Source organism: Marinomonas balearica (assembly GCF_004362145.1).
GTDB lineage: Bacteria > Pseudomonadota > Gammaproteobacteria > Pseudomonadales > Marinomonadaceae > Marinomonas > Marinomonas balearica.
Map to the genome: position 1 here is coordinate 62,948 of NZ_SNXC01000013.1, position 20,284 is coordinate 83,231.

General features: G+C 40.2%; 12 protein-coding genes. 7 read left to right on the forward strand and 5 right to left on the reverse strand.

Annotation, left to right across the window (positions count from 1 at the left end; all coding sequences use genetic code 11):
- Window positions 1-50 precede the first annotated feature (50 nt).
- From dptF to DFP79_RS12265, 5 genes are read left to right on the forward strand one after another with little or no spacing between them, the layout of a single operon-like run.
- A complete protein-coding gene (gene dptF, locus DFP79_RS12245) occupies window positions 51-1,637 on the forward strand; it encodes a DNA phosphorothioation-dependent restriction protein DptF (RefSeq protein WP_133504231.1) in 1,587 nt (528 codons plus the stop codon).
- The gene (gene dptG, locus DFP79_RS12250; protein WP_133504232.1) at window positions 1,637-2,992 is read left to right on the forward strand and encodes a DNA phosphorothioation-dependent restriction protein DptG; all 1,356 of its coding nucleotides are present in this window, start codon (window positions 1,637-1,639) and stop codon (window positions 2,990-2,992) included. The genes dptF and dptG overlap by 1 nt, the downstream gene beginning before the upstream one ends.
- The gene (gene dptH / locus DFP79_RS12255; protein ID WP_133504233.1) at window positions 2,973-8,090 is read left to right on the forward strand and encodes a DNA phosphorothioation-dependent restriction protein DptH; all 5,118 of its coding nucleotides are present in this window, start codon (window positions 2,973-2,975) and stop codon (window positions 8,088-8,090) included. Before dptG ends, dptH begins: the two co-directional genes overlap by 20 nt.
- On the forward strand, window positions 8,077-8,646 hold the full coding sequence (locus tag DFP79_RS12260) for a hypothetical protein (RefSeq protein ID WP_133504234.1): 570 nt from the start codon (window positions 8,077-8,079) through the stop codon (window positions 8,644-8,646). The genes dptH and DFP79_RS12260 overlap by 14 nt, the downstream gene beginning before the upstream one ends.
- Window positions 8,643-9,890, forward strand: coding sequence for a DGQHR domain-containing protein (locus tag DFP79_RS12265; RefSeq protein ID WP_133504235.1), 1,248 nt, complete (start codon window positions 8,643-8,645; stop codon window positions 9,888-9,890). The genes DFP79_RS12260 and DFP79_RS12265 overlap by 4 nt, the downstream gene beginning before the upstream one ends.
- A gap of 94 nt (window positions 9,891-9,984) precedes the next feature.
- Here DFP79_RS12265 and dndE read toward each other — a convergent pair whose 3' ends face one another.
- The 4 genes from dndE to dndB form a co-directional block, all read right to left on the reverse strand.
- Window positions 9,985-10,320, reverse strand: coding sequence for a DNA sulfur modification protein DndE (gene dndE / locus DFP79_RS12270; RefSeq protein ID WP_133504236.1), 336 nt, complete (start codon window positions 10,318-10,320; stop codon window positions 9,985-9,987).
- 62 nt (window positions 10,321-10,382) lie between these two features.
- Entirely contained in the window at window positions 10,383-12,371 is a 1,989-nt protein-coding gene (gene dndD, locus DFP79_RS12275; protein ID WP_133504237.1) for a DNA sulfur modification protein DndD, read from the reverse strand.
- The gene (gene dndC, locus DFP79_RS12280) at window positions 12,368-13,909 is read right to left on the reverse strand and encodes a DNA phosphorothioation system sulfurtransferase DndC (RefSeq protein WP_133504238.1); all 1,542 of its coding nucleotides are present in this window, start codon (window positions 13,907-13,909) and stop codon (window positions 12,368-12,370) included. The genes dndD and dndC overlap by 4 nt, the downstream gene beginning before the upstream one ends.
- On the reverse strand, window positions 13,906-15,000 hold the full coding sequence (dndB, locus tag DFP79_RS12285; RefSeq protein WP_133504239.1) for a DNA sulfur modification protein DndB: 1,095 nt from the start codon (window positions 14,998-15,000) through the stop codon (window positions 13,906-13,908). The genes dndC and dndB overlap by 4 nt, the downstream gene beginning before the upstream one ends.
- A gap of 316 nt (window positions 15,001-15,316) precedes the next feature.
- Between dndB and DFP79_RS12290 the strand changes: the two genes are divergently transcribed.
- Window positions 15,317-15,691, forward strand: a complete 375-nt coding sequence (locus tag DFP79_RS12290; protein ID WP_133504240.1) for a hypothetical protein — start codon at window positions 15,317-15,319, stop codon at window positions 15,689-15,691.
- 741 nt (window positions 15,692-16,432) lie between these two features.
- On the opposite strand, the gene DFP79_RS12295 is transcribed toward DFP79_RS12290, so the two are convergent.
- Window positions 16,433-18,727 carry a COR domain-containing protein gene (locus tag DFP79_RS12295; protein ID WP_133504241.1) on the reverse strand — a complete coding sequence of 765 codons (2,295 nt, stop codon included), beginning with the start codon at window positions 18,725-18,727 and terminating at the stop codon, window positions 16,433-16,435.
- Between the two features lie 60 nt (window positions 18,728-18,787).
- Between DFP79_RS12295 and DFP79_RS12300 the strand changes: the two genes are divergently transcribed.
- Window positions 18,788-19,810: an IS110 family RNA-guided transposase gene (locus tag DFP79_RS12300; RefSeq protein ID WP_133504242.1), complete on the forward strand. Its 1,023-nt coding sequence runs from the start codon at window positions 18,788-18,790 to the stop codon at window positions 19,808-19,810.
- Window positions 19,811-20,284 lie beyond the last annotated feature (474 nt).

The window sequence follows — 20,284 nt, forward strand, 5'->3', positions numbered from 1 at the left end:
TTGAATTAATGCTATTACGCCAAAAATAATCAATTAGAAGAAGGATTTTTATGGAGTTCTACGAATTATTAAGTTCGCTATCTCGATCATCTGCATCTGCGGTTATAACGTTGTCAAAAGCGCCGTCCAACATTGAAAGGTTTAAAGATTACCTTCATATTGAAACAGAAATAGAGCAAAAGTTTCGAGACGCCTTGGAGGAAGGAAAAGAACGACGAGGAATAGTTTTTCTTTGTGGTTCGAGCGGAGATGGAAAATCCGAGTTGTTACGTCGATATTACGATCAATATTCAAAGGTCTATCAATTTCACCTTGATGCAACTCATAGTTTCAAACCGGATCAAAATGCTGTCGAAGCATTAAATGAGCTCTTCGACAGTCATGCGGTATCAGATAAGCCATTAGTAATAGGTATAAACATTGGTATGATGTTTAATTACCTTAACTCTGGGGCAGGGCGGCATAACCTTGTAAAAGATGCGATAAAGAAATTTATCAATGGTGAGCGAAAAGTAAATCACCTCTCATTTGTTAGCTTTGAAGACTATCCGAAATTTAGCTTAGCTGCAGGTGAAGTTGGCTCTTCCTTTATCAGTCAGCTATTAGAAAGAGTTACATCGTCTACAGCTGAAAACCCACTTTACCAGGCTTATGTAAACGATTCTAAAAAGCACTCAAAGATCGAATATCAGAATTACCGAGTTCTCCAAGAACGTACTGTGCAAGAGCTAATTGTTAAGCTCTTACTTCAAGCACGATTAAAGTATGATCAGTTCTTCTCCTCGCGTTCACTGCTTGATTTTATTTATCACTTAATCGCAGGTGGTCAGTCGATCTTTGATAACCTCTTTAATGCTTATTCTGGTGGGTTAGTTGGCTCCTTGTCTTCGTTTGACCCTTGCTTAATCCGATCAAAGAGGATTGATGAATTTGTAGTGCAACAATCTTTGTCGGTAAAAGAGGAAGCATTTGAAAGCTTTAAGGCATCACTTGTTGGTCAGTACCAGATCGAGATTGATAAATACACGCCTTCGACTTGGATCCGAGCATTCTTTCTATTGAGAAAAGTTGATATCGGAAATGGTTACCATCGCTTGTTTGAAAGTGATTTTGAGCAGCCTCTTTTTGATGAGTATGTGCGTATCTGGCAAATGCATCATGCTGAAAAGCCAGATCTGAAAATGCTACGTAAATTTTATAAAGACAGTCTAATCGAGAGCTTGCGTAAGTTTGCAAATCGACTGGTATCAAAGGTAGTCAAAGATGGTATCTACATTGCAGAGCGCAATGGTGTGGTTATCTCATCTAAAGTTGACCTGAAGATGGATCCAAAACGAATAAGTGGTGATCAATCAAACAAAATCAACTTTTTTAATGCATATCTTTGCATTGATGATGAAGAAATCCAGGCTTTTCCTGTCACCATTTCATTCCTTGAGCTTTCGGAGCGAGTTCTGGGGGGATACCGTCCAAATCGCCATGACAAAAACTCGGTGGTGATATTAGAAGAAGTAATCGAGGACATCACGGCCATTGCAGGGCAATCGAGTTCACTTAATTTTCATAAGGCAGATAACAGTACCCATTGGTCTCTTAGCCTAGAGTACGATGAGTTTGTAGTAGAGGATTTACACTAATGGGAATTCAGGAAAATCTTAGTGCGCTGGCAAGCCAGAAAATAAAAGAAAAAAATTTCGTAAATCATTACTTAACGTTTCGGCAGCAAAGAAGTAATCGACTGTCTGATGTTGATGCTTTGTGTATCGCTGGGCATTTAATTTCAATCATCACAGCTAAGAGAGTTGATAGCAAAGCGACGATTGATAAATTTATAAATGCTTCTAAGCAAAGACTTAGTGACAAGATTGGAGATTCTGATTTTGAGGCCTTGCTTCATGAAATGTATTTTGAAAATGATGTAAAAGGCTTGTATCAGGTTTCTCCAGAGTTCCTGCTTCTAAAAAAAGAGGGGGTAGGCTCAGTCAACACTAAACACGTTAGTTCTGTTCTTGGTGGAATGGCCAATGCTCGTCAGACTCAAACTAGCATCAAATCTAAAGGTAATAACTTTTTAGAAGCTGAGCTAGTTGAAGAGTTTTCTTCGTTTGTCATTGATCAACAGCCATCGAATGAGGTCTTCAACTATTTACCATTCCTTGCAGAAGTATTCTCAGACGATCTTACATTCTTATGTAATCACCCAAATTATCTGATGCAAAATGTGTCGAGCTTTATAAACCTCTACAACTTTCTATACAGTGCTCAATTGGCTCTTAATATTAAAAGTTGGCGAGTCCAGCCCTCTAGCAAGCCGCTATTTTTTATTTTGGATACTGAAAGGGCAAGTACTGAGCGTACCCATGTGCGTGATGCCTTACCCGCTTTAGTTGATAGGGTTGCGGATTTATTTCCTTATCTCTCTGCTCTTGAATACTTCAATCAGCCTGACGCGAAGGATAGTGATGAAACAATGTGCTATCCACTATGGATGTATTACGAGTATTTGAACTCTTGTGATGATGAGTTAAAAACCGAGCATCTAGCTGGCTTCTCTAGCTTTTTAAACGCGTATAGGGATGCAAGAAAAAGAGAGCCTCTAAACTTAGATCAAGCAGATATCGAAGATGTTATCTCTAGTATTCTAAAGACAGCAGATGAGATTTTTACTCAACCGCGCTCAAGCCAGCTGACCGTTAACCGTAAGGTTGTCCTAGCTTTTGAAAATGAAGTGGCTAGGCATTTTATACAAAACCGTCGTCGTGGTGGGCGGGTTCTAATAATAAATCAGGATTACTTGCTGCTTTTGACGAATCTGGCTATTGGCAATTTAGAGAAGCTGCAGTTTCAGAAATTAATTGAAGAATTTAAAAAGCGTGGTGTTTGGTTCGATCAGCAATCACAACAAGCCCTAATTGAGTTTTACGAGCGAGTAGGAAACCTCGATCGCATGAGTGACAGCGGAGATGCAGTCTATGTCAGAAAAACAATTTGAGATCTTTTTAGTTGAGAGCCTGAAGGCATGGCTGGATGGAAAGGTTGTATCAGGGGAGCGGTTTCAATTTCGTTCTATGGATCCAGAAAATACTAAAAAGCTTTTGAAGGCTCTTAATGATGTTTCTGATGACCAAATAGCAGATGACAACCAACTACTGCCTTACCTTGAAGTAAACGGTGTCAAAGTTATCATAGCTGGTCACGCTGAATCAGGCAGTGTTGAAGAGGGCTGTTACTCCGAAAACTACTTAGCAAAGTTAAGAGATAGTGTTGTTGAAGACTCATATGCTTTAATCATGATTCACAACAGTGCACTTGATACGATCACAAACAGCACCTACGACTTAGCACAGCCAGGTGCTATTTGGTCGACGGAGTCGATCAAAAATCAGCTATCGACTTTAATTGATGACAAAGTTGGCAATCAAGTTACTTCAAAGTGCTTGTTAGATATACAGTCTAAAATGATCGCAGCGGATAACGCCAGTATCTTTGGTTATCGAAGCTTATATGAGTCTATGACGGATGGCGATCTGCGTTTTGATGAACTTGGTTTGTTCAATGACCCGGTGCTGACGAACGATTGGCAAGGGAACAGCAGCTCTTCAAATGCTCGACAAATTGAACGACGTATTGAAGAGAATAAAAAGCTCAGGTCTGAGATCGAATTCGAAATTGAACATCACTCAGCCGAACTGGATGATCGATTAACTCAATTTGGCAGTAGTTTTATCAAGAAGAATTTTATTGATTCAGAAGCTTGGAAAGAGCTGACCTTTGATGAATATAACAAAGAAATTGAAAAGCAAAAAAAACAAAATTTAGAGTTTGATCGCTTTAAAGCGAAAGGCTGCTACTTAGAGAGTCGTTCAAAAAAAGATAGTGGTGCTGGTCTTCGAGATTTACATCTATTGATTCGTACACCTGCGGATCAACCCCATTACGAATTTGATATCTGCTTTCAAGGGGATACAACTCAAAAACAAGAGTTTGATATTCTTCCTAAGAAGTTGAATGAATCCCTGGTTCTGACTCATAAGCCAAAAGGTAAGAAAACAACGCTTACCATTACTGGTGAATGTTCTGATCACCCACAGTTTTTTACAGTTAGTCTTAAGCGTCAACTGAGTGGCGAGAGTTATAAGTTTCACTGTGTGGTTCTGCCTGAGGCTGCGTTCTACTTAGACGAACTGCTTAGTGTGTTTTTGGTGAATCGCTCAAAGCAAGCATTAACTATTCAGGCGGAACAGCAAACGTTAGTTACTAACCCTGAGCTGTCCAGTACGCATGTTTTAAAAGACAGCGGTGAACTAATTGATATCTCCGACGTAGGGGATATTGACTTTCAGCAGCTCTATGATGAGTCGGATGAAGTTCAGTTTACTCTTAAGAGTGGTGCAACGCAGCTTCAAGTGATTGTCGAAGGTGAGTCTGCTAAAGAGTCTTTAATTCTGCCTTTACTTATGGATGTAAGTCGTACACGCAATCTATTCAAGGATGAGTACTTTGGTACATTCAAACCAACAAAAGACTCAGTGATTCTTGATAACCAAGAGACGAAACAGCTCTTTTTACGTCAGCAGCTTTTAAGAACTGAATGGTCAATTATTGAAGAAGAAACCATTGATTGGAATGCTGACAGCAAAGAGGGAGCTTCTGTAGCGGAGTTAGCTGAGTTTAGTGAGCTTTCTGAGATTTATTTGAGCTATGTGGATTTTCTGAAGAACTTCAAAGAGGGCAAACGAAAGACTCTACCATCCTTAGACAGTTGGGGGCCAAAAACGTTACAGCTTGGTAAAGCTTTTATATTGGCTTACAAACAGTATTTAGGCTCCCTTGAGTTTGATAAGAGCCTAAACGAAGCAACTAAGCTTTTAATGCGCTTAGGGACAGCTAGCATTCGTGACAGTCAAGGAAGCCGAGTTAAGAAATATCTCACGCCGTTCCATCCGCTTGTTTTGTCTTACACATTACACCTTGTTGAAAGCATTCTAAAAGATGGGGAAGAGTTGAGTTTTAAGGGCTTGCCTCAAGTAACCTTGAAGCGACTTAATGCCCGTGGCCTAGCGCCACACCTTTACGATAAGCACCAAGGTTATAGTTACACTCAGGTAGTCGATGAAAACCCATTGTGGCTTGAGATAGTACCTCGCGAAGACAGCAGTTTTGATTACATCAATAAGCTGGTCAAAACCAAAATTGAAGAGTTTACGTGTACCTTCAAACAGCTATTTGAAAGCGTCCCAACGGCTCCTATATTAATTAACTCTGTTAATAATGCAGATAACAAAGAGCTCTTTAAAGGCGTTCTTACGTACTACATGGAGTACTTGGAGGATGGGCGTTACATTCAGGTCAATCTCTATGACGATGAAGAGCAAGAAACTGAATTCGATATCTTTGCAGAGATGGGCAGTTATGATGACATCAAGGAAAGGTATGCCTTAGAAAAAGGGGCGGCGAAACGTAATACAGATACGATCGTTGATGTACTGCGAACTCGTTTATCTTTTAGTAAGTATCAGCATAAAAATGTGTCTGAACAGCATTACGCTCACCTTACATTCTTTAAGAATAACCAGGTAGTGGATGTGCGGGATAATAACATTGATAAGCATGTAAGCAGTATCGCATCTGACGGCTTATTAAATGGTGAGTCTTCTCGCTCTGATGAAGGAGCTTACTTTACTGCTTTTGGTTTAGAGGGCGTTGATTATGTCGGTAAATCCCACTTAGAAATTGCGCGCTATTTTGGGCTGTTGTGGCAACCTACTCATAAAAGTAATGATAGCTACCGTAATAGTTCTGCAATTAGCCTCGCGGTAAGTGATAGTGTCAAGACACAGCTTGAGCGCTCTTATGATAGTTCTGTTTGGACAACGATTATTGATCCAAAAGTTACTCTTGAGTTCTTTCAGGCGAGCCAGGATGTCATCCTTATTCACTATTCAGATCAATATACGAGTTCATCCGGTTACGATGCGATCACCGTAACAAAGCAGTCTCAGCTTTATAAAAACGTCTTGGGTGCCGCGGGTGAGAGCCTAATCCGCGAATTCAATGCATTTAATGGTGAGTGGTTATTGCAAATGGTCAATGATCGCGAAACGGAAAAGCTGGGTAAAAAAGGTGTCATTGCTTCCTACAAAGTCATTAGCGTTATGTTATCTCAGTCTGAGATCTGCTGGGTTCCATTGTCAGTCGCTGAAATGATTCGAGTAGCGGGTAACATTGGTTTAGCTATGTCGGATTCTGACTTTGCGCGTCATAACTTTGGCCTGAAAAAAGGCGCCATTTCAGATGATATCTTGTTTGCAGGTTTCAAAGACGGGGCTCTCTATCTACTTCCTGTTGAAGCTAAAGCAGGTAGCCGTCCTGATTATTCTAAAGCAAGAAACCAAGCAACAGAACTTAAGCGCTATATGGAAGAAATGCTTGGGCAGCAGAACTTTGCGGGTAAGCTATATCGAGGTCTCTTTATTCGCCAAGTGCTGTTACAAGTTGAAAAATACAAGCTTTATGAGGTCTTTGAAGAAAACTATTTTGATTCCTTCGAAGGTGATCGTGTCAGATGGCTTCAAGGTGAGTATGAAATCGGCCAACTTGCAGGTTACCCAGCCGGTTTAGTAGTTGCCCACCTGAATACAGATAGCTGTTTCTCTGAACGATACGAAGTCATTGATAACATCTTAGAAATCGACATCCCTATGTCGATGATGGATGGACTTGTACATAAGCCTTACAGTGAGCTTGCAACTCAGATCGCGACTAAAGGAACTCTATGTATCCCTGATGAGTATCTGCTCAAGCCAGATATGATCTCATCAGGATACGAGACGGAGATTGAAGCAGATAGTCCTGTTCAAAATAGCCCATTAGAAAGTACTTCAGATGAGTCTAGCCATAGCTCAAAAGATGAAAGCGATATCGACCAAAGTGAAGAGTCTGAGCAAAATAGCGGACCATTACAAGTGATCTTTGGCACTGATGTCACGACCAAGCAAGAGGTCATTTGGGAGCCAACTGATACCTCAAAACTGTTTAATACCAACACTGGTATCATCGGTACGATGGGAACAGGTAAAACCCAATTCACCAAGTCTTTGATTACACAATTAGTTCGGAATCAACATAAGAACGTAGGCGGTAAACCATTTGGGATTCTTATTTTTGATTACAAAGCGGACTATGTGAAAGATGACTTTGTCGAAGCGACCGGAGCAAAGGTATACGATCTATTCCATCTGCCTTTTAACCCGTTTGCGATTGTGGGCGAGAGCCCTATGCAACCGATGCATACAGCTAACTTGTTCCGAGCAACCATATCTAAAGCCTTTAATTTAGGGCCAAAGCAGCAAAACAAAGCGCGTTCACTTGTCAATGAAGCGTATGAAGCTGCAGGAATCATTGCGCGGGACAAAAGCACTTGGAATAAGCTGGCACCTACGTTAGCGGACGTTTGGTCAATATTTCAAAGCCAAGAAAAAGTAGAGCAGGATTCTCTTTACGCAGCGCTTGATGACCTGGTTAGCTTCGAAATCTTCGAGTCAGATAGCAGCAAAACAAAGTCTTTATACGATCTAGTTGACGGCGTGACAGTCATCAACTTATCGGGTTACGATGAGAAAATTCAAAACCTAATCGTGGCGCTCACGTTAGACTTGTTCTACACGCAGATGCATCAGCGGGGGAGCTCTATTCTCGATGGTCAGTATCGCCAAATTTCAAAAATGATCTTGGTTGATGAGGCAGACAACTTTATGTCTCAAGACTTCGACAGTCTTAAGAAAATCCTTAAAGAAGGCCGTGAGTTTGGTGTAGGCACTATTTTATCTACGCAAGAGCTGACGCATTTCAAGACGGGTGACAATGACTATTCAACCCTGATCTTATCTTGGGTGATACATAATGTAGCTAAGATAAAAGGACAAGAAATTAAAGCGATCTTCAATACTCAACATAAGAATGATGAAGACAGAATAATGTCCGAGGTCCAGAAGCTGGAGAAGCACTATAGCTTGTGCGTTGATGGTAAAAAGAAAGTTTCAAAAATAAAAGATTTAGCGTTTTGGGAAATATTAAATGAAAGAAGCTAATTTTTATAAAGAGTTTATTAAAAAACACAAAAAATATTCTTCTTTTTTTAAAACTCACTTAGATGTTATTGTAAATTTATTTATAAGTTTGTTTTTTGCATTTCTTCCACTGATAATCTCTTCCGCTGTGTCAGCATATGCGAATAAAAAAGGTTTTTTTGACGAGTTTTCGAACCTTGTTTTCTCTGAGGTTATGTTTTTATATTGCTCTTCGTTTATTGCTCCTTTTTTTATGATGAGTTTCAAAAAATCTAGGTCGAAAAAACCTGAAGGGAATTTTTTTGATTTTTTATCTTTGTTACTTGTCTTTTATATTTTGGTAGCTGGTGCACTTATGTATTCTGGGGTTTTAGGTAGAAACCTGTTTGCTCTTGATTTGCATGAAAGCTCAATTAATTATCCGACAACAGCAGACATAAGTATTATCTGCGCTACTTTTTTTGTATGGTATTACTGCATTTTTACGGATAGCTATATTCCAAATGACTCTATGGATAATTACAAGAGAAATGAATTTGAAGCCTATAGAGAGTTTGATGAGGAGTTAGATAGATGATTTTATCAATAGATGCTTTTAAAGTTAGTCAGCCTATAGGTGATTTTTATATAGGTAAAATTGATGCGAAAAAATTATACGAAATTTCTAAAGCTGATGTTAGAAGGATGGAAGTGGATGAGAATGGAATAGAGTCATACCTAGGTATACAGAGAAAAATTAAAGATTCTCGTGTTGAGGAAATAAAAGATTATATTTCTACAGTCGATGCAACCTTTCCTAACTCAATAATAGTTTCTATTAATGATGAAGAGCTAGATGAAGAGCTAGATAAAGAGCTAGATAAAGAGCTAGATAAAGAGCTAGATAAAGAGCTAGATAATAAAGATAAAGTCACTGTAACTTGGTCAAATAATAAATTAGAAATTGAATATCCTGAAGATAAAAAGCCCTATATTGCTAACATATTAGATGGTCAGCATAGGATGGCCGGATTTGATGATGATAATTTTAATTATGAAAACTACAAAGGTGAAGTAAAGCCTTTTGAATTAGTTGTAACTATATTTGTTAACTCCGACATGTCTTTACAAGCTAAAGTCTTTGCAATGGTTAATCAGAATCAGACAAAGGTTAACAAAAGTCTTGTTTATGATTTGGAATCCCTTTCAAAATCAAGAAGCCCATGGCGCTCTAGTCATTTGATTGCCGTTTATTTAAATTTAAGAGATAATAGTCCATTTTATCATAGAGTCAAAAGACTTGGTGTTAAAACAAGAAGAAATGAAAGTGAGCCCCTTACTCAGGCTGCATTCGTAGATAATTTAGTGAAATTAATATCTCCTATTCCTCAAAATGATCGGAATTATCTTATGAGTAAGGAAAGGAGTATGTTTAATTTCAAGAAAAATGAGCCAGATAGATTTGATGAGAAAGACCTTGTTAATTTTCCGTTTAGAAAACTTTTCTTTGATGGTCAAGATAAGGATATAATGAGAATTGTGTTTTGCTTCTTTACTGCTGTTAATAATGTATGGCCGAAGGCTTGGGGCAAGGAAAACTCTGTATCTGTTTTGAATAAAACAGTAGGCCTTATTGCTATGATGAGACTTTTGAAAAAAATATTATCAAATGAATTGAGGGTAGGAGGTGATATATTGTCTTTTGATACTCAGAGATTTATATCCATTCTAAGTAGTATAGAGTTTAATGATGATTATTTTGAAAGTGCTGAGGCAACTACTAAGACAGGTGTGAAAATATATAAAGATATAGCTGTTAAGATTTGGGGTGATGAAAGTTAATTTTTAAGGTTTTATAGTTCATTCATTTACCAAACTGCTATAATTAAGCTTGAAAAGCATATAGTGCGTAATATATGCTTTTCAAGGATGCTTTTTAAAAAAATGAAAAAATATTCGTTTTATTCTCAATCGTGATGGCTCCATCATCAATATGACTCGCCCAAGCCTTGTAGTAGTCTTTCTCTTCAAGGTTTGGGTATTTTTGTTTTAGTAGCATTTCAATAAGATTTACATGCTCACCAAGCCACGTGTACTTATCAAGTTCACGCTGTTTTACGTCGATCTCTTCACCTTGCCAGGTATAGCCACGTTCAATAGAGGAGAAGAAGGCCAAGCGAGCGCCAATATTCACTGTTAGCCCTGTGTTGTTTTGTAGGCGACTAAGTGATCGAAAGGCTTTATCAGAGATTTTCATTTTCTGCGGTAACATGACTTGGTTTCCGTTTTATCTAGTGTAATGCTTAATTGGCTAAGTGGATTTACTTTTGGCACTTATGAGCGCCAAAAGTAGCCTTCGTTATATGAAGAACAACCTGCTTCAGGATCGTATGTAACTTCAAAAGCGTGTGAAATATCCGGTGCTAGCTCTTGATAGAAATCTTCGTCTACTTCAGTATCCGTCGAAAGTATTAATACTTGATGGCTGGCAGTAGGGAAGTAGTTTCTTACTAAGTTCTTACGGTGCTTAGAGTCTAATCGTCCAAGTGGTGTATCAATAATGATAGGTAGGGCTTTACCCGATGTGCGGCCAAGGGCTTCTAGCATTGCGATGGCGAAAATCTGCTTTTCACCTGCAGACAGCTTTTGCTTCTCAACGGCATTGCCATTATTGTCCAGTAGCGTAACTGAGTAGGTCTCTGAGTTGATTCTAGCTTTAATTAGTAAATCATCTTTGCGGGCAAGCTTGCTAAATGACTTTAGGAACTCTTTTTCTAATGTTGCGATTCGACGTTTACGTGTTTGCGCTGCAAATTGAGATAGTAGGCCTCTTGTATTTTCTGCCAGTGATATACCTTTAGTAACGGAAGAGCTTACATTGTATTGCTTCTCATGATCTCGAAGTTTGCGAAGAGCGTCCATTGCGAGCTTAAGAGCATTTTTTGCTTCTTTCTTATGCTGTTCTAATTCTGTTTCAATTGCGCCAATCTGCTTATTTGTTTCGCTAAGCTCTGCAACGTAGCTTTCGATACGTTTCTCATCCGGAGCACGTGAAATATTGATACCGATCGCTTCTAGCTCACCTTCGATTTTTTCTAAGCGAGAGCTCAATGTTTTTAGCTCTTCCTGCTGCTTTGGTACCACATTATCAATGATATGCTGCAGGCGATTAAACTCCGAATCAGAAATATCATGGATAATCTCTACAGCAGAAGAGGGTTGAATTTTTTGAGCTGTAAATGAGCTTTCGATCTCTTCTTTGTAGTCATTACCAAGGCTGCTCAAAAGAGATTTTTTGATTGCTTCAATTCGAGAGTTAAGCTCGTCTTCAACTAGGCGCTCCTTCTTAGCCTGCTGCTCAGCTTTTAACTGTTGCATCAGAGCTTGGATTTGTACCTTAGCAAGACTAAGAGGGGACGCATCAGCTAACAACGCTTTAATTTGGTTTATTAGGTTGATCTTCTCTTCTCTTAGCTTAATTTCTTTAGCTTCCTCTGACTGACGGGAGCTTGCCCAAGCGCCACCCAGCTCGTTCACTGTTTGAAGTTGGCGTTCTTTTTTCGCCATTAAATCAGTATGAACAATCTTTTTGGTCTCAAGATTTGAAAGTGCTTCTTGATACAAGCCGTACTGCTTTTTATAGATGGCTTCAAAGACATTGATTTGAGTTTGAACATCTTCAGGCATCTTATCTTTTTTCTGGTTACGAAGGTAAACAGAAAGGTCGGCTTTAAGTCTGTTAATGATATCAATGCCAAGAAGACGGTCGATCGCGTCAGCCAGCACAGCGTTGTTATCGTCTTCAGCAAGCTCGGCAATTTTTTCACCATCGAAGAAGAACAGATCCGCTACGCCAATCGGAATAAGCTCATTTAGAAAGCTTTGTTTCTGCTCGTCAGTTAGGCCTTTTATCAGTTCACCATTTTGGTAAATCTCTAACAACTCTATAATGTTATTGCCATTTTTAGACCAGCTACGTTTTATAGTATAATCTATAACTTCTCCGCGGCGTCCAAAGTCAAAGTCCAGCTGTACTGCGGCTGTATTAGGAGCTAGAAGTTGATTGCGTGATTTGTGAACAGAATCCGCTAGGAAATCATGATAGCGAGTTGTGGTAATCGCTTTACCAAGACTTTGACGGCCATAAAGCGCTAAACGTACAGCTGTTAGTGTTGTTGTCTTACCTGCGCCATTAAGACCGCCAAATAATATGATTGGGCGAAGAGAACCGTCTTTCTCTCGTGGTTGTAAGTCAATTGTATTGCGCTCAAAACCACCGCCGAACACTCCAAAGTCTTGTAGATATAACTTCTTAAAAATCACTGGAGTGCCTCTAATTCTTTAGTGAGCTGATCTAATTGATCATCGTAGCTTGTTCCATTTGCAATGGAAGTTGATGGTTTTGCTTGTTCTTTATGAGCTAGTATTTCTTCTAGAGTGCCCCAGTCATTTTTCAAGATACTTTCAATTTTATTGAAAAGGCCTTTACGACGACCTAAGCCATCCATAGACATTTCAAGCTCAAGTAGTTTCATGACTAATTCAGCTGGCGTTCTATACTGTTTACTTAGGCTTTGGAGTAGCTCTGCATCATCTTGAGTGAATGATCCTCCGTCAGTATCAGGCCAGTTTAGGTCCTTACCGTATACTCTTCGGTAAATCGCGGGGAGCTCATCTGACCAATCAGGCTCATTGGGATCGAACATCCATTCCCTACGAATGGCAAACAATTCTTCTGGGCGGATAAGTTCGATTTTGTGGCCTTCATCGTTAAGGTTTTTCTCAATCGTGAGAAGCTCCTCAATCCATTCTTTACGAACACTTAACCAATAAGGACCAGGGATAGTTTTCAGTTCCGTTATGTTCTCGTTGTCGATTGATCCACGAGCGTACTGAACTTTACCTGTTCGACGTTTGTAATTTCGATACTGGTCTTTAACAGCAGGATTGGTTGTAACATATAGTTTATTGCGGAAATCTTTGAGCTTCTGTAGCCAAGTTTCACCAGATTCAATTAGACCCTCAATGGCACGGTCTTTGGTTACCACTGTACAAGTCCAACAGCCAAATCGAGAGTTACCACATGACGGTGTATTAGTATCGATAACGAGAGGGCATTCGCCAGCACTAGAGTCTTTGTATAAATCAAACAGCTCATAATGATCACCTCCCCATGCTGCTGGAGCACTAAGCAAGTACATCCACACTTCGTCAAACGTCCAGTTTTCGATTGGCATATAGGTAAAAGCGCCGGGCAAAGAACTATGACGAGATAGGGAAGACCCATCAATTTTATGCTTAGCAATAACCTGGGCACGAGAAGCACTTTCCTGACTACGAGCACCCAGTACTACGATGACTTCACCATATTTAGCAATCTTGTCAGTGATGAAATCACTAACAGGATCGATCTTCATTCGCTCAGTACACCAACGGAAATTTTGTGTTGGGGCTGGGTAGCCTTTACCTAAAAGATTCACCCAGAAGGTTTCTCCCCAATCTGGATATACAACATGTCCAGTAAAAGGTAGGTCGAGTGCTTTAGCATTGTCATTAATAGCTTGTATAGAAGAATTGACCATGTCAACCACAAGCGGCGTCTCGACCAAGGTGTCAGAAGAAATTACGTAGATATGTTTAGTACGTAAGGACTTTTCTAACCTGCTTACTGCAACATACACTAAAGAAAGTACGGTCGTACTGTCTTTGCCACCACTGTATCCGATGACCCATGGTTTATCATTTTCAAGATACAGTTCTTGGGTTTCTCTGATAAGGTCTAGAGCTGGTCTACCCGCAAATTCAGAGGACTCCAGCATTTCATCAATAGTGGAGAATATGGTAGATCGCTGTTGTGTCATGAGTTGAATTGATCTTCTATCAGTTGATCGTCAGCGTTTAAGGAAATTCCTAACGCATGTCGAATAATGTTGGCTGTCAAAACGGTATTGTTTTTTGTTTTGCTTATTACTCCGCGAGTGTCCATTGCGCGGCCTTTCCAAATAGCGGTATTTGAGCGGCTCCAATCTATATGTTTAAGAGCTTCCAATTTCTCTTCCCAGTTGTCAGGATATTGCCGTAAAAGGTCAGCTCCGGCCGCCCCAATTGAAGCGAGACCAAGACCGTGAGCATGGATATATTGCTCACGCAGTTCGCATGTGGTGACGGACTTTTTGAGGGCGCTTTTCCAGTCGGGCATGTTAACGCATACGGCCTCCCAATATCTAGCCGCTAACACCATTTCATCCGCTGTTATCTTGTCTTTTGACCTTTTTTTAAGGAGTGTCTTCGATGCAATTTTAATAGCGCTAAGCGTAAATAATTTACTGCTTCGTTTTGAGAGGCTGTTCTGCTCTAGGTCAGTTAATGCTTTGAAACATGGAACGTGGTCATAAATGTAGCGTGCTAAAGTTGAGGCCGCTTCTCGATGGTCGTAAAGCGTGCTCAAGGAGTCAGATGGCCTTACAGCGTGTTTGTTTAAATCTGCAAACATTTGTTGGCTACGTTTGAGACCATCATCGATAAAGAACAAAACAGGGATATTATCGTAGCCAAGTTCATGAGCTTCTTTAACAGCCACTTCAATGGCCGCTCTTCGATGCTGTCCATCATTGACTAAAATTTGAGCATTCATATCGATAGATAATAATCCAAGATTTATTGCTGGTCCTGTATCTGCCATAGGCTCGAACAGCGTATCACCATTCACTGAAGCGGTAATAGCTGATAAAGTATAATTATCTGAATTATCAATAAGATAGTTTGCAATATCAGGGACTCGGGCGTCGTTCAATCTTCTCTGTGCTCGTAGCTCTGGTGGGACAACATCCTCATCAAAGAGAAACAGTTTTGGAATTAACCTCATAGGGCACATTGCAATATAGCAGGGTCTCCCAGATTGCATCCCTCTAACAGCTGGGAATTTATGAGTATATTCATTTTCAAAACTCATTAGCACTATCCTTGTATGTGGATATCAACAAACTTTGTTCGTAATTATACGCATACAATTTAGGTGTGCAATTTAAAGTTTTAATATTCTTAACGAAAATTGTCTAGTGATAATGTTGCGAACCTTTAAGTTAGTGAACTTAGAATCATCAGATGATTATTAGCCTTAACGCCCTAATTGGTTAAATTTTAAGTGGTGACAACAGTCCTGCCAGAGGAGGGCATAGCAGCAATTCACAAGTGGATTGTTGGATAAGAAGCTGGTGTGGTTCAGTGATGCGCTACATGCAAAGCGACTTTTATAAAGCCCGCTTATTTTGGATAAGTCTATTGTTTACGAAGATATGGATGAAATTCATCCTTGGGCTCCAAAGGAGCTGACTTTCCAATCGATTATGTATTTGGAGCGGTTTTCCTACCAGGTATTGTCGATACGCTGGGCAGTCTTTGATGAAATTTCTCTTGATAATGCTCCACCACACTTATCTATAATTGTGGTGGAGAACTTAATTCAAAACCTAAACTATGCGTTTAACGACGGTCCTTCAGGCACTCCTGAAATTAGAGGAGTGGTAGAACGCTTTTTCGGAGTGTTGGAAGAAACGGGGATGTACAGACTTCGTGGTACTACGGGGAGTAATCAAAACGACAAGCGCTGTGAAAAAATCAAAGGCGATTGTATCGATAGATGAGTTAGAAGATTTGATTGAAATGTGACCGTTTGGTATCCACATTTAGTAGACTCGACAACTGGATTGAGTGAATTGAAAAAGATGGATAGAACGCCTAAAGGAAGGCCACGTAATTCCATACACTATTTCCGATAAATGTGATTATCGGAAATAGTGTAATAAGCAATATATAGGATGATCTTCTTCGTTTCTCACTAACTTATTGATATCTAGTCGTCTTTTATGTGCTGACGTCTGCTTAGGCAAATGTTAACAACGTCACGATGCCTACTTGAGTTTATTGCTCTGTGTGCGTGCTAGAGTCTGTCGTTTGTTGCGTCTAGATTAGCGTGCAGATGATTTGGCTGATGCTCTCTTCCTTTAACTTAACGTCTGGCGTCGTCTTACCTTTTTTCATTCACTTGCTTTGCTATCAAGCCGATCATCACAAGCTCATTCTAAATCCGCATATGTCATCACGCTATAAACGCGTCAAAAGTATCTATACGTTAAACGCTTTGACCTGTACGGCCTTCAATTAGCCCTTGAATGAAATGTGAGCATCTGCGTGATACCTGTCACTCTGAACTTGTTTCAGAGTCTATATGTCTATCAACTCAGCATACTGTTAGTCCATAGAGGCATTTATCACTTATGTTAAGACAGCCCCGACGCTACTTATAGCAGGGATTGTTTAAAATACGCTCTTATTTTCGATAATTTTTGTTGTTGTGAGAGCTATTGTTTTCTATGAGGCTAAACTCACGTCTTATTCGCTTCTTTTATGCGTCGCTCTAATAGTTGAATCGTTTTATCGACCTGTAAATCAGCTTGCCGTTCAGTCACTAGATCGCTAAGCCATGCCGTTACATTCGCACAACTTGTCTGAATAAGTTTCAATTCTTCCAGCTCACTAACAGACTCTTTGCCAGACGATAACGCTTCCAATTGCATAATAAGTTCGTTGGTTTCGTCGAATTCATTTTTCCAATGCTTGGCTAATGTTAACCTTTCTTTTAGTGTGTCGATTTTTGCATCCGATAAAATCACTGGTATGACTTTACTGATAAATTCATTTTGCTGTCGCTGACACTGATGATACATATGAGCAAGTTCTTTCATACAGTGTGAGGAATACAATGATTTATGGCTAACCAAAAGCACAATAAAATCAGCTCTAGCGATATAACGTTCAAACGCATCAATACTGTCGCCTTGGTTCATTGAGTTTTTGTCTCTATGAACGTCTAATGCAGGATCACTGTCTATCTTTTGGTAAATCTCGTCGCAAATATCCTGATGCTCTTCGCCTGCTGAGCCCCAAGCGTATGAAAAGTAAACGCTTGGTTTGGTTTTTGGCGGTTCAGCCGCCAAACCTATCTGGCTAAAGGGTTCTTCGTTTGAGTTCGCCCTCAACTTGAAGTCGGTATCAGAGCGTTCCTCAGATATATGTCCTTTCACCCACTTTACCTCCGGTTTATTGCCAAAATGGTGGCTTTCTATAATTGATTCTGTAAGGTGTTTCAAATATTTTTGAGCGTGCTCACCAGTAATGGATATTTTCACAAGTCCAGGGCGTCGAAAATTATCTATGTCTTCTTGTGTGTAGCCCGATTCTGGCACTTCGTGGCATTCAAGAGCGACTTTTACTTTGTGTTCACTGTCGTAGTAACAGCAACCATAGCGCCAGTAGCAAGCGCCCTTTTTCGCGTTACTGCCTATATTACTTAATATACTGCGTTGTGTGGCGTCATGAAGAAAGTCGTAGCGTATTTCTAATTCGATTTCTGACTCTGCATCTTGCCAAATTGCATTAATCTGATTGGTTATATCGCTTTTATTTGGTAAAGCATCGGGGGCAATATAACGGTCTTCATCGATTTCGAAACACACGTCACACTGTTGCATCATGTCTAAAAACAATGAGTGATCTTGTTTGGCTTGGTTATCTTTCCAAAGTAACCGTTCCAATGTTGAAGCCGAAAATTCTCCATTTCTATCTTTTAGATCGGGTAATGCCTCTTTACGATCCAGTAAAAGATACACGCCTTGCAACGCCCATTCTTGATCGAGAATAATTCCATTATTGAAGTGACCCTGTTTAAAGAATACGGAGCCAGACTGGTGTAAATAATTGGCGAGTGAGAGTGGCACAGAAATCTTGTCATCTTTACACAGAGTTTCAAATTCAGAAAAGGCTATCTGCTTTGTGCCTCCCTCTCTTAGATCTGATAATTTATCTATAACGGCAATCCAGCCGTTCGGTAGCCAAACGTCACCATTTTGTTGTATTTGGTAATCGAGCCGGCGTTTAAATAATGGCAAGAAGGTTTCTAGCCCCTCGTCAGTCTTTGCGCTAGTGGGCGTACTTTGCAAACGAGTAAAAGGGTTAGGAAATGGAATCGGCGCTTGGCAGTCAAGATCGGGGGTGTCGCATTGTGCTTGGCAAAGTAAAATATTGGCATCTTTACCGACTAAGGATCTCAGGTAAGCAAGCCAATAACTCAGCGGCTTATTGCGTATTAAAATCTGCTCGCACGTCACTTGCTCGGTATTTTCTGTGTCTGGGTGCCATAACAATAGATAAACGGCTCGTTTATCTATAAATAGGTTGTGTGTACTTAGGTACACATCTTGCCCACCAAAGTCCCATGTTTGAATAGACAGTTCTGGGCGATCTAATAAGCTAGTACAGTCGATAGTATGCAGTTGAATACCCTGCGTGCTGGGAACCTTTTCGTCAAATTGCTCGTTTCTTAACCTTCTTGCTAACTGTGTTTTCCCTATTCGCCCGTTACCGAGCAACATGACTTTCAAAGACTTTACTGCGGAATGGCCTTGAGTAGCAATGTCGTGATACCAATTCTCAACGGCATACTGATCGAAAGACTGAGTTAACTCTTTTGTTATTTGTTCTACAGGTAAATTACCGTGAATGGATAGGCGTGGTGATTCCAGAAGAAAATCTTTTGTATTTTTTGGGCTAAGACTTTGTAACGAGTCGCACCCGCTTAAACCCAAATACGTTAAGGCGGTGATGAGATGGACGCTCCTCATTACGGCGTCAATGCGCCAAACTGTATGTGCTAACAACAGTTAATACTAAGGAGCGTCCAGATGAACAAGTTTAATACCATTGCCATTGATCTAGCAAAAAATGTTTTTCAGGTGTGCATTTTATCTCCTGATCGAACCGTTATTCAGAACAAGCAAGTCTCACGCGCCAAGTTATCAAGTCTATTAGCCAATCAACAAGCATCAGTTGTGGCTATGGAAGCCTGTTATTCTAGCCATTACTGGGCACGTGTTTTTTCTGACATGGGGCATAATGTCCACCTCATTCCGGCTCAACACGTAAAACCTTTTGTACGAGGTAATAAAAATGATCGTAATGATGCATTAGCGATTGCTGAAGCCTCGGGGCGTCCTAATCTAAAATACGTTCCTCTAAAAACGGTCGAACAACAAGATATTCAAGCCTTACATCGCATTCGAGATAAGTTGATTGCTCGTCGTACGAGTGTTGTTAATCAGATACGCGGCTTATTAAGCGAATACGGCGTCATTATTCCGATGGGATTAGCGGGATTTAAGCAGCATGCTTCCCAGTTACTTGACCCCGCTGAACCACGATTAACGTCTCGTATGAAATTACAGTTAGCGGAAGCTAAAGAGGAGTTTGATAGTCTGAGTCGACGAAGTTTATCCATTGAAAAAGAACTAAAAAACTACGCACAAGATCATCCTTTGTGCCAACGATTAATGACGCTACCTGGTATTGGTGTTCTCAATGCGACAGCCTTGTTTGCCGCCATAGGCAACGCGTGCCAGTTCAGCACTCCAAGAGAGTTGTCTGTTTGGCTTGGTATCACACCCAAGCAATATGCAAGTGGAGAAAAATCTAAGACTGGAGGTATTACGAAACGAGGGAACCGGTATTTGCGAAAACAACTGATTCACGGTGCTCGTACCTTGTTGCACCGAACAAAAGGTAAAACCGATAAACTGTCTGTATGGATTCAACAGATTGTTGAGCGTCGAGGAAAAAACAAAGCCGTCGTGGCGATTGCTAATCGTCTTGCTCGATTAGCATGGATACTGCTTCAGAGAAATGAAGATTATCGAGTGATCCCAGCTTAACACTGATAAGAAAATAGAAGTTAATAAACTGAAAATGATATTACCTATGTCGATGAAAACATGATGTAAAAGCGGGTTTTCCGCACTTAGCAATAGTCTGGTCAGGACAAGGTTTTTAAAGCCGAGTGGGTGTTTAAGACAGCTAAGTACGGATCTCATTAGGGCTAGAAAACAAACCAAAAGATGTTTTCATAATAGGCCGGATATATGTCAGTACGACCCTTTATTCATGATGATTGGCTAAAAAAAATCAAGATCGGTTAATAAGAGAGTAAAAAATCACCCTGAAAAGAGTGATTCGGTTAAGTGCGGCCTTGACCTAGCCGGAGCGTCCATATAAGTCCTGATAAGCCCTCGAGGCTTCGTAGCGAGCGGCACTCGCTTAAACCCAAAGACGCTAGATTGCTAAGCTGTGATAAGCCCTCGAGGCTTTGTAGCCAGTCGCACCCGCGTAAATTCAAAGACGCTAGATTG

Bases quoted from the DNA above. Each gene is read 5' to 3' on its own strand.
- dptF (WP_133504231.1), top strand. From the start codon at position 51: ATGGAGTTCTACGAATTATTAAGTTCGCTATCTCGATCATCTGCATCT.
- dptG (WP_133504232.1), top strand. From the start codon at position 1,637: ATGGGAATTCAGGAAAATCTTAGTGCGCTGGCAAGCCAGAAAATAAAA.
- dptH (WP_133504233.1), top strand. From the start codon at position 2,973: ATGTCAGAAAAACAATTTGAGATCTTTTTAGTTGAGAGCCTGAAGGCA.
- DFP79_RS12260 (WP_133504234.1), top strand. From the start codon at position 8,077: ATGAAAGAAGCTAATTTTTATAAAGAGTTTATTAAAAAACACAAAAAA.
- DFP79_RS12265 (WP_133504235.1), top strand. From the start codon at position 8,643: ATGATTTTATCAATAGATGCTTTTAAAGTTAGTCAGCCTATAGGTGAT.
- dndE (WP_133504236.1), bottom strand. From the start codon at position 10,320: ATGTTACCGCAGAAAATGAAAATCTCTGATAAAGCCTTTCGATCACTT.
- dndC (WP_133504238.1), bottom strand. From the start codon at position 13,909: ATGACACAACAGCGATCTACCATATTCTCCACTATTGATGAAATGCTG.
- dndB (WP_133504239.1), bottom strand. From the start codon at position 15,000: ATGAGTTTTGAAAATGAATATACTCATAAATTCCCAGCTGTTAGAGGG.
- DFP79_RS12295 (WP_133504241.1), bottom strand. From the start codon at position 18,727: ATGAGGAGCGTCCATCTCATCACCGCCTTAACGTATTTGGGTTTAAGC.
- DFP79_RS12300 (WP_133504242.1), top strand. From the start codon at position 18,788: ATGAACAAGTTTAATACCATTGCCATTGATCTAGCAAAAAATGTTTTT.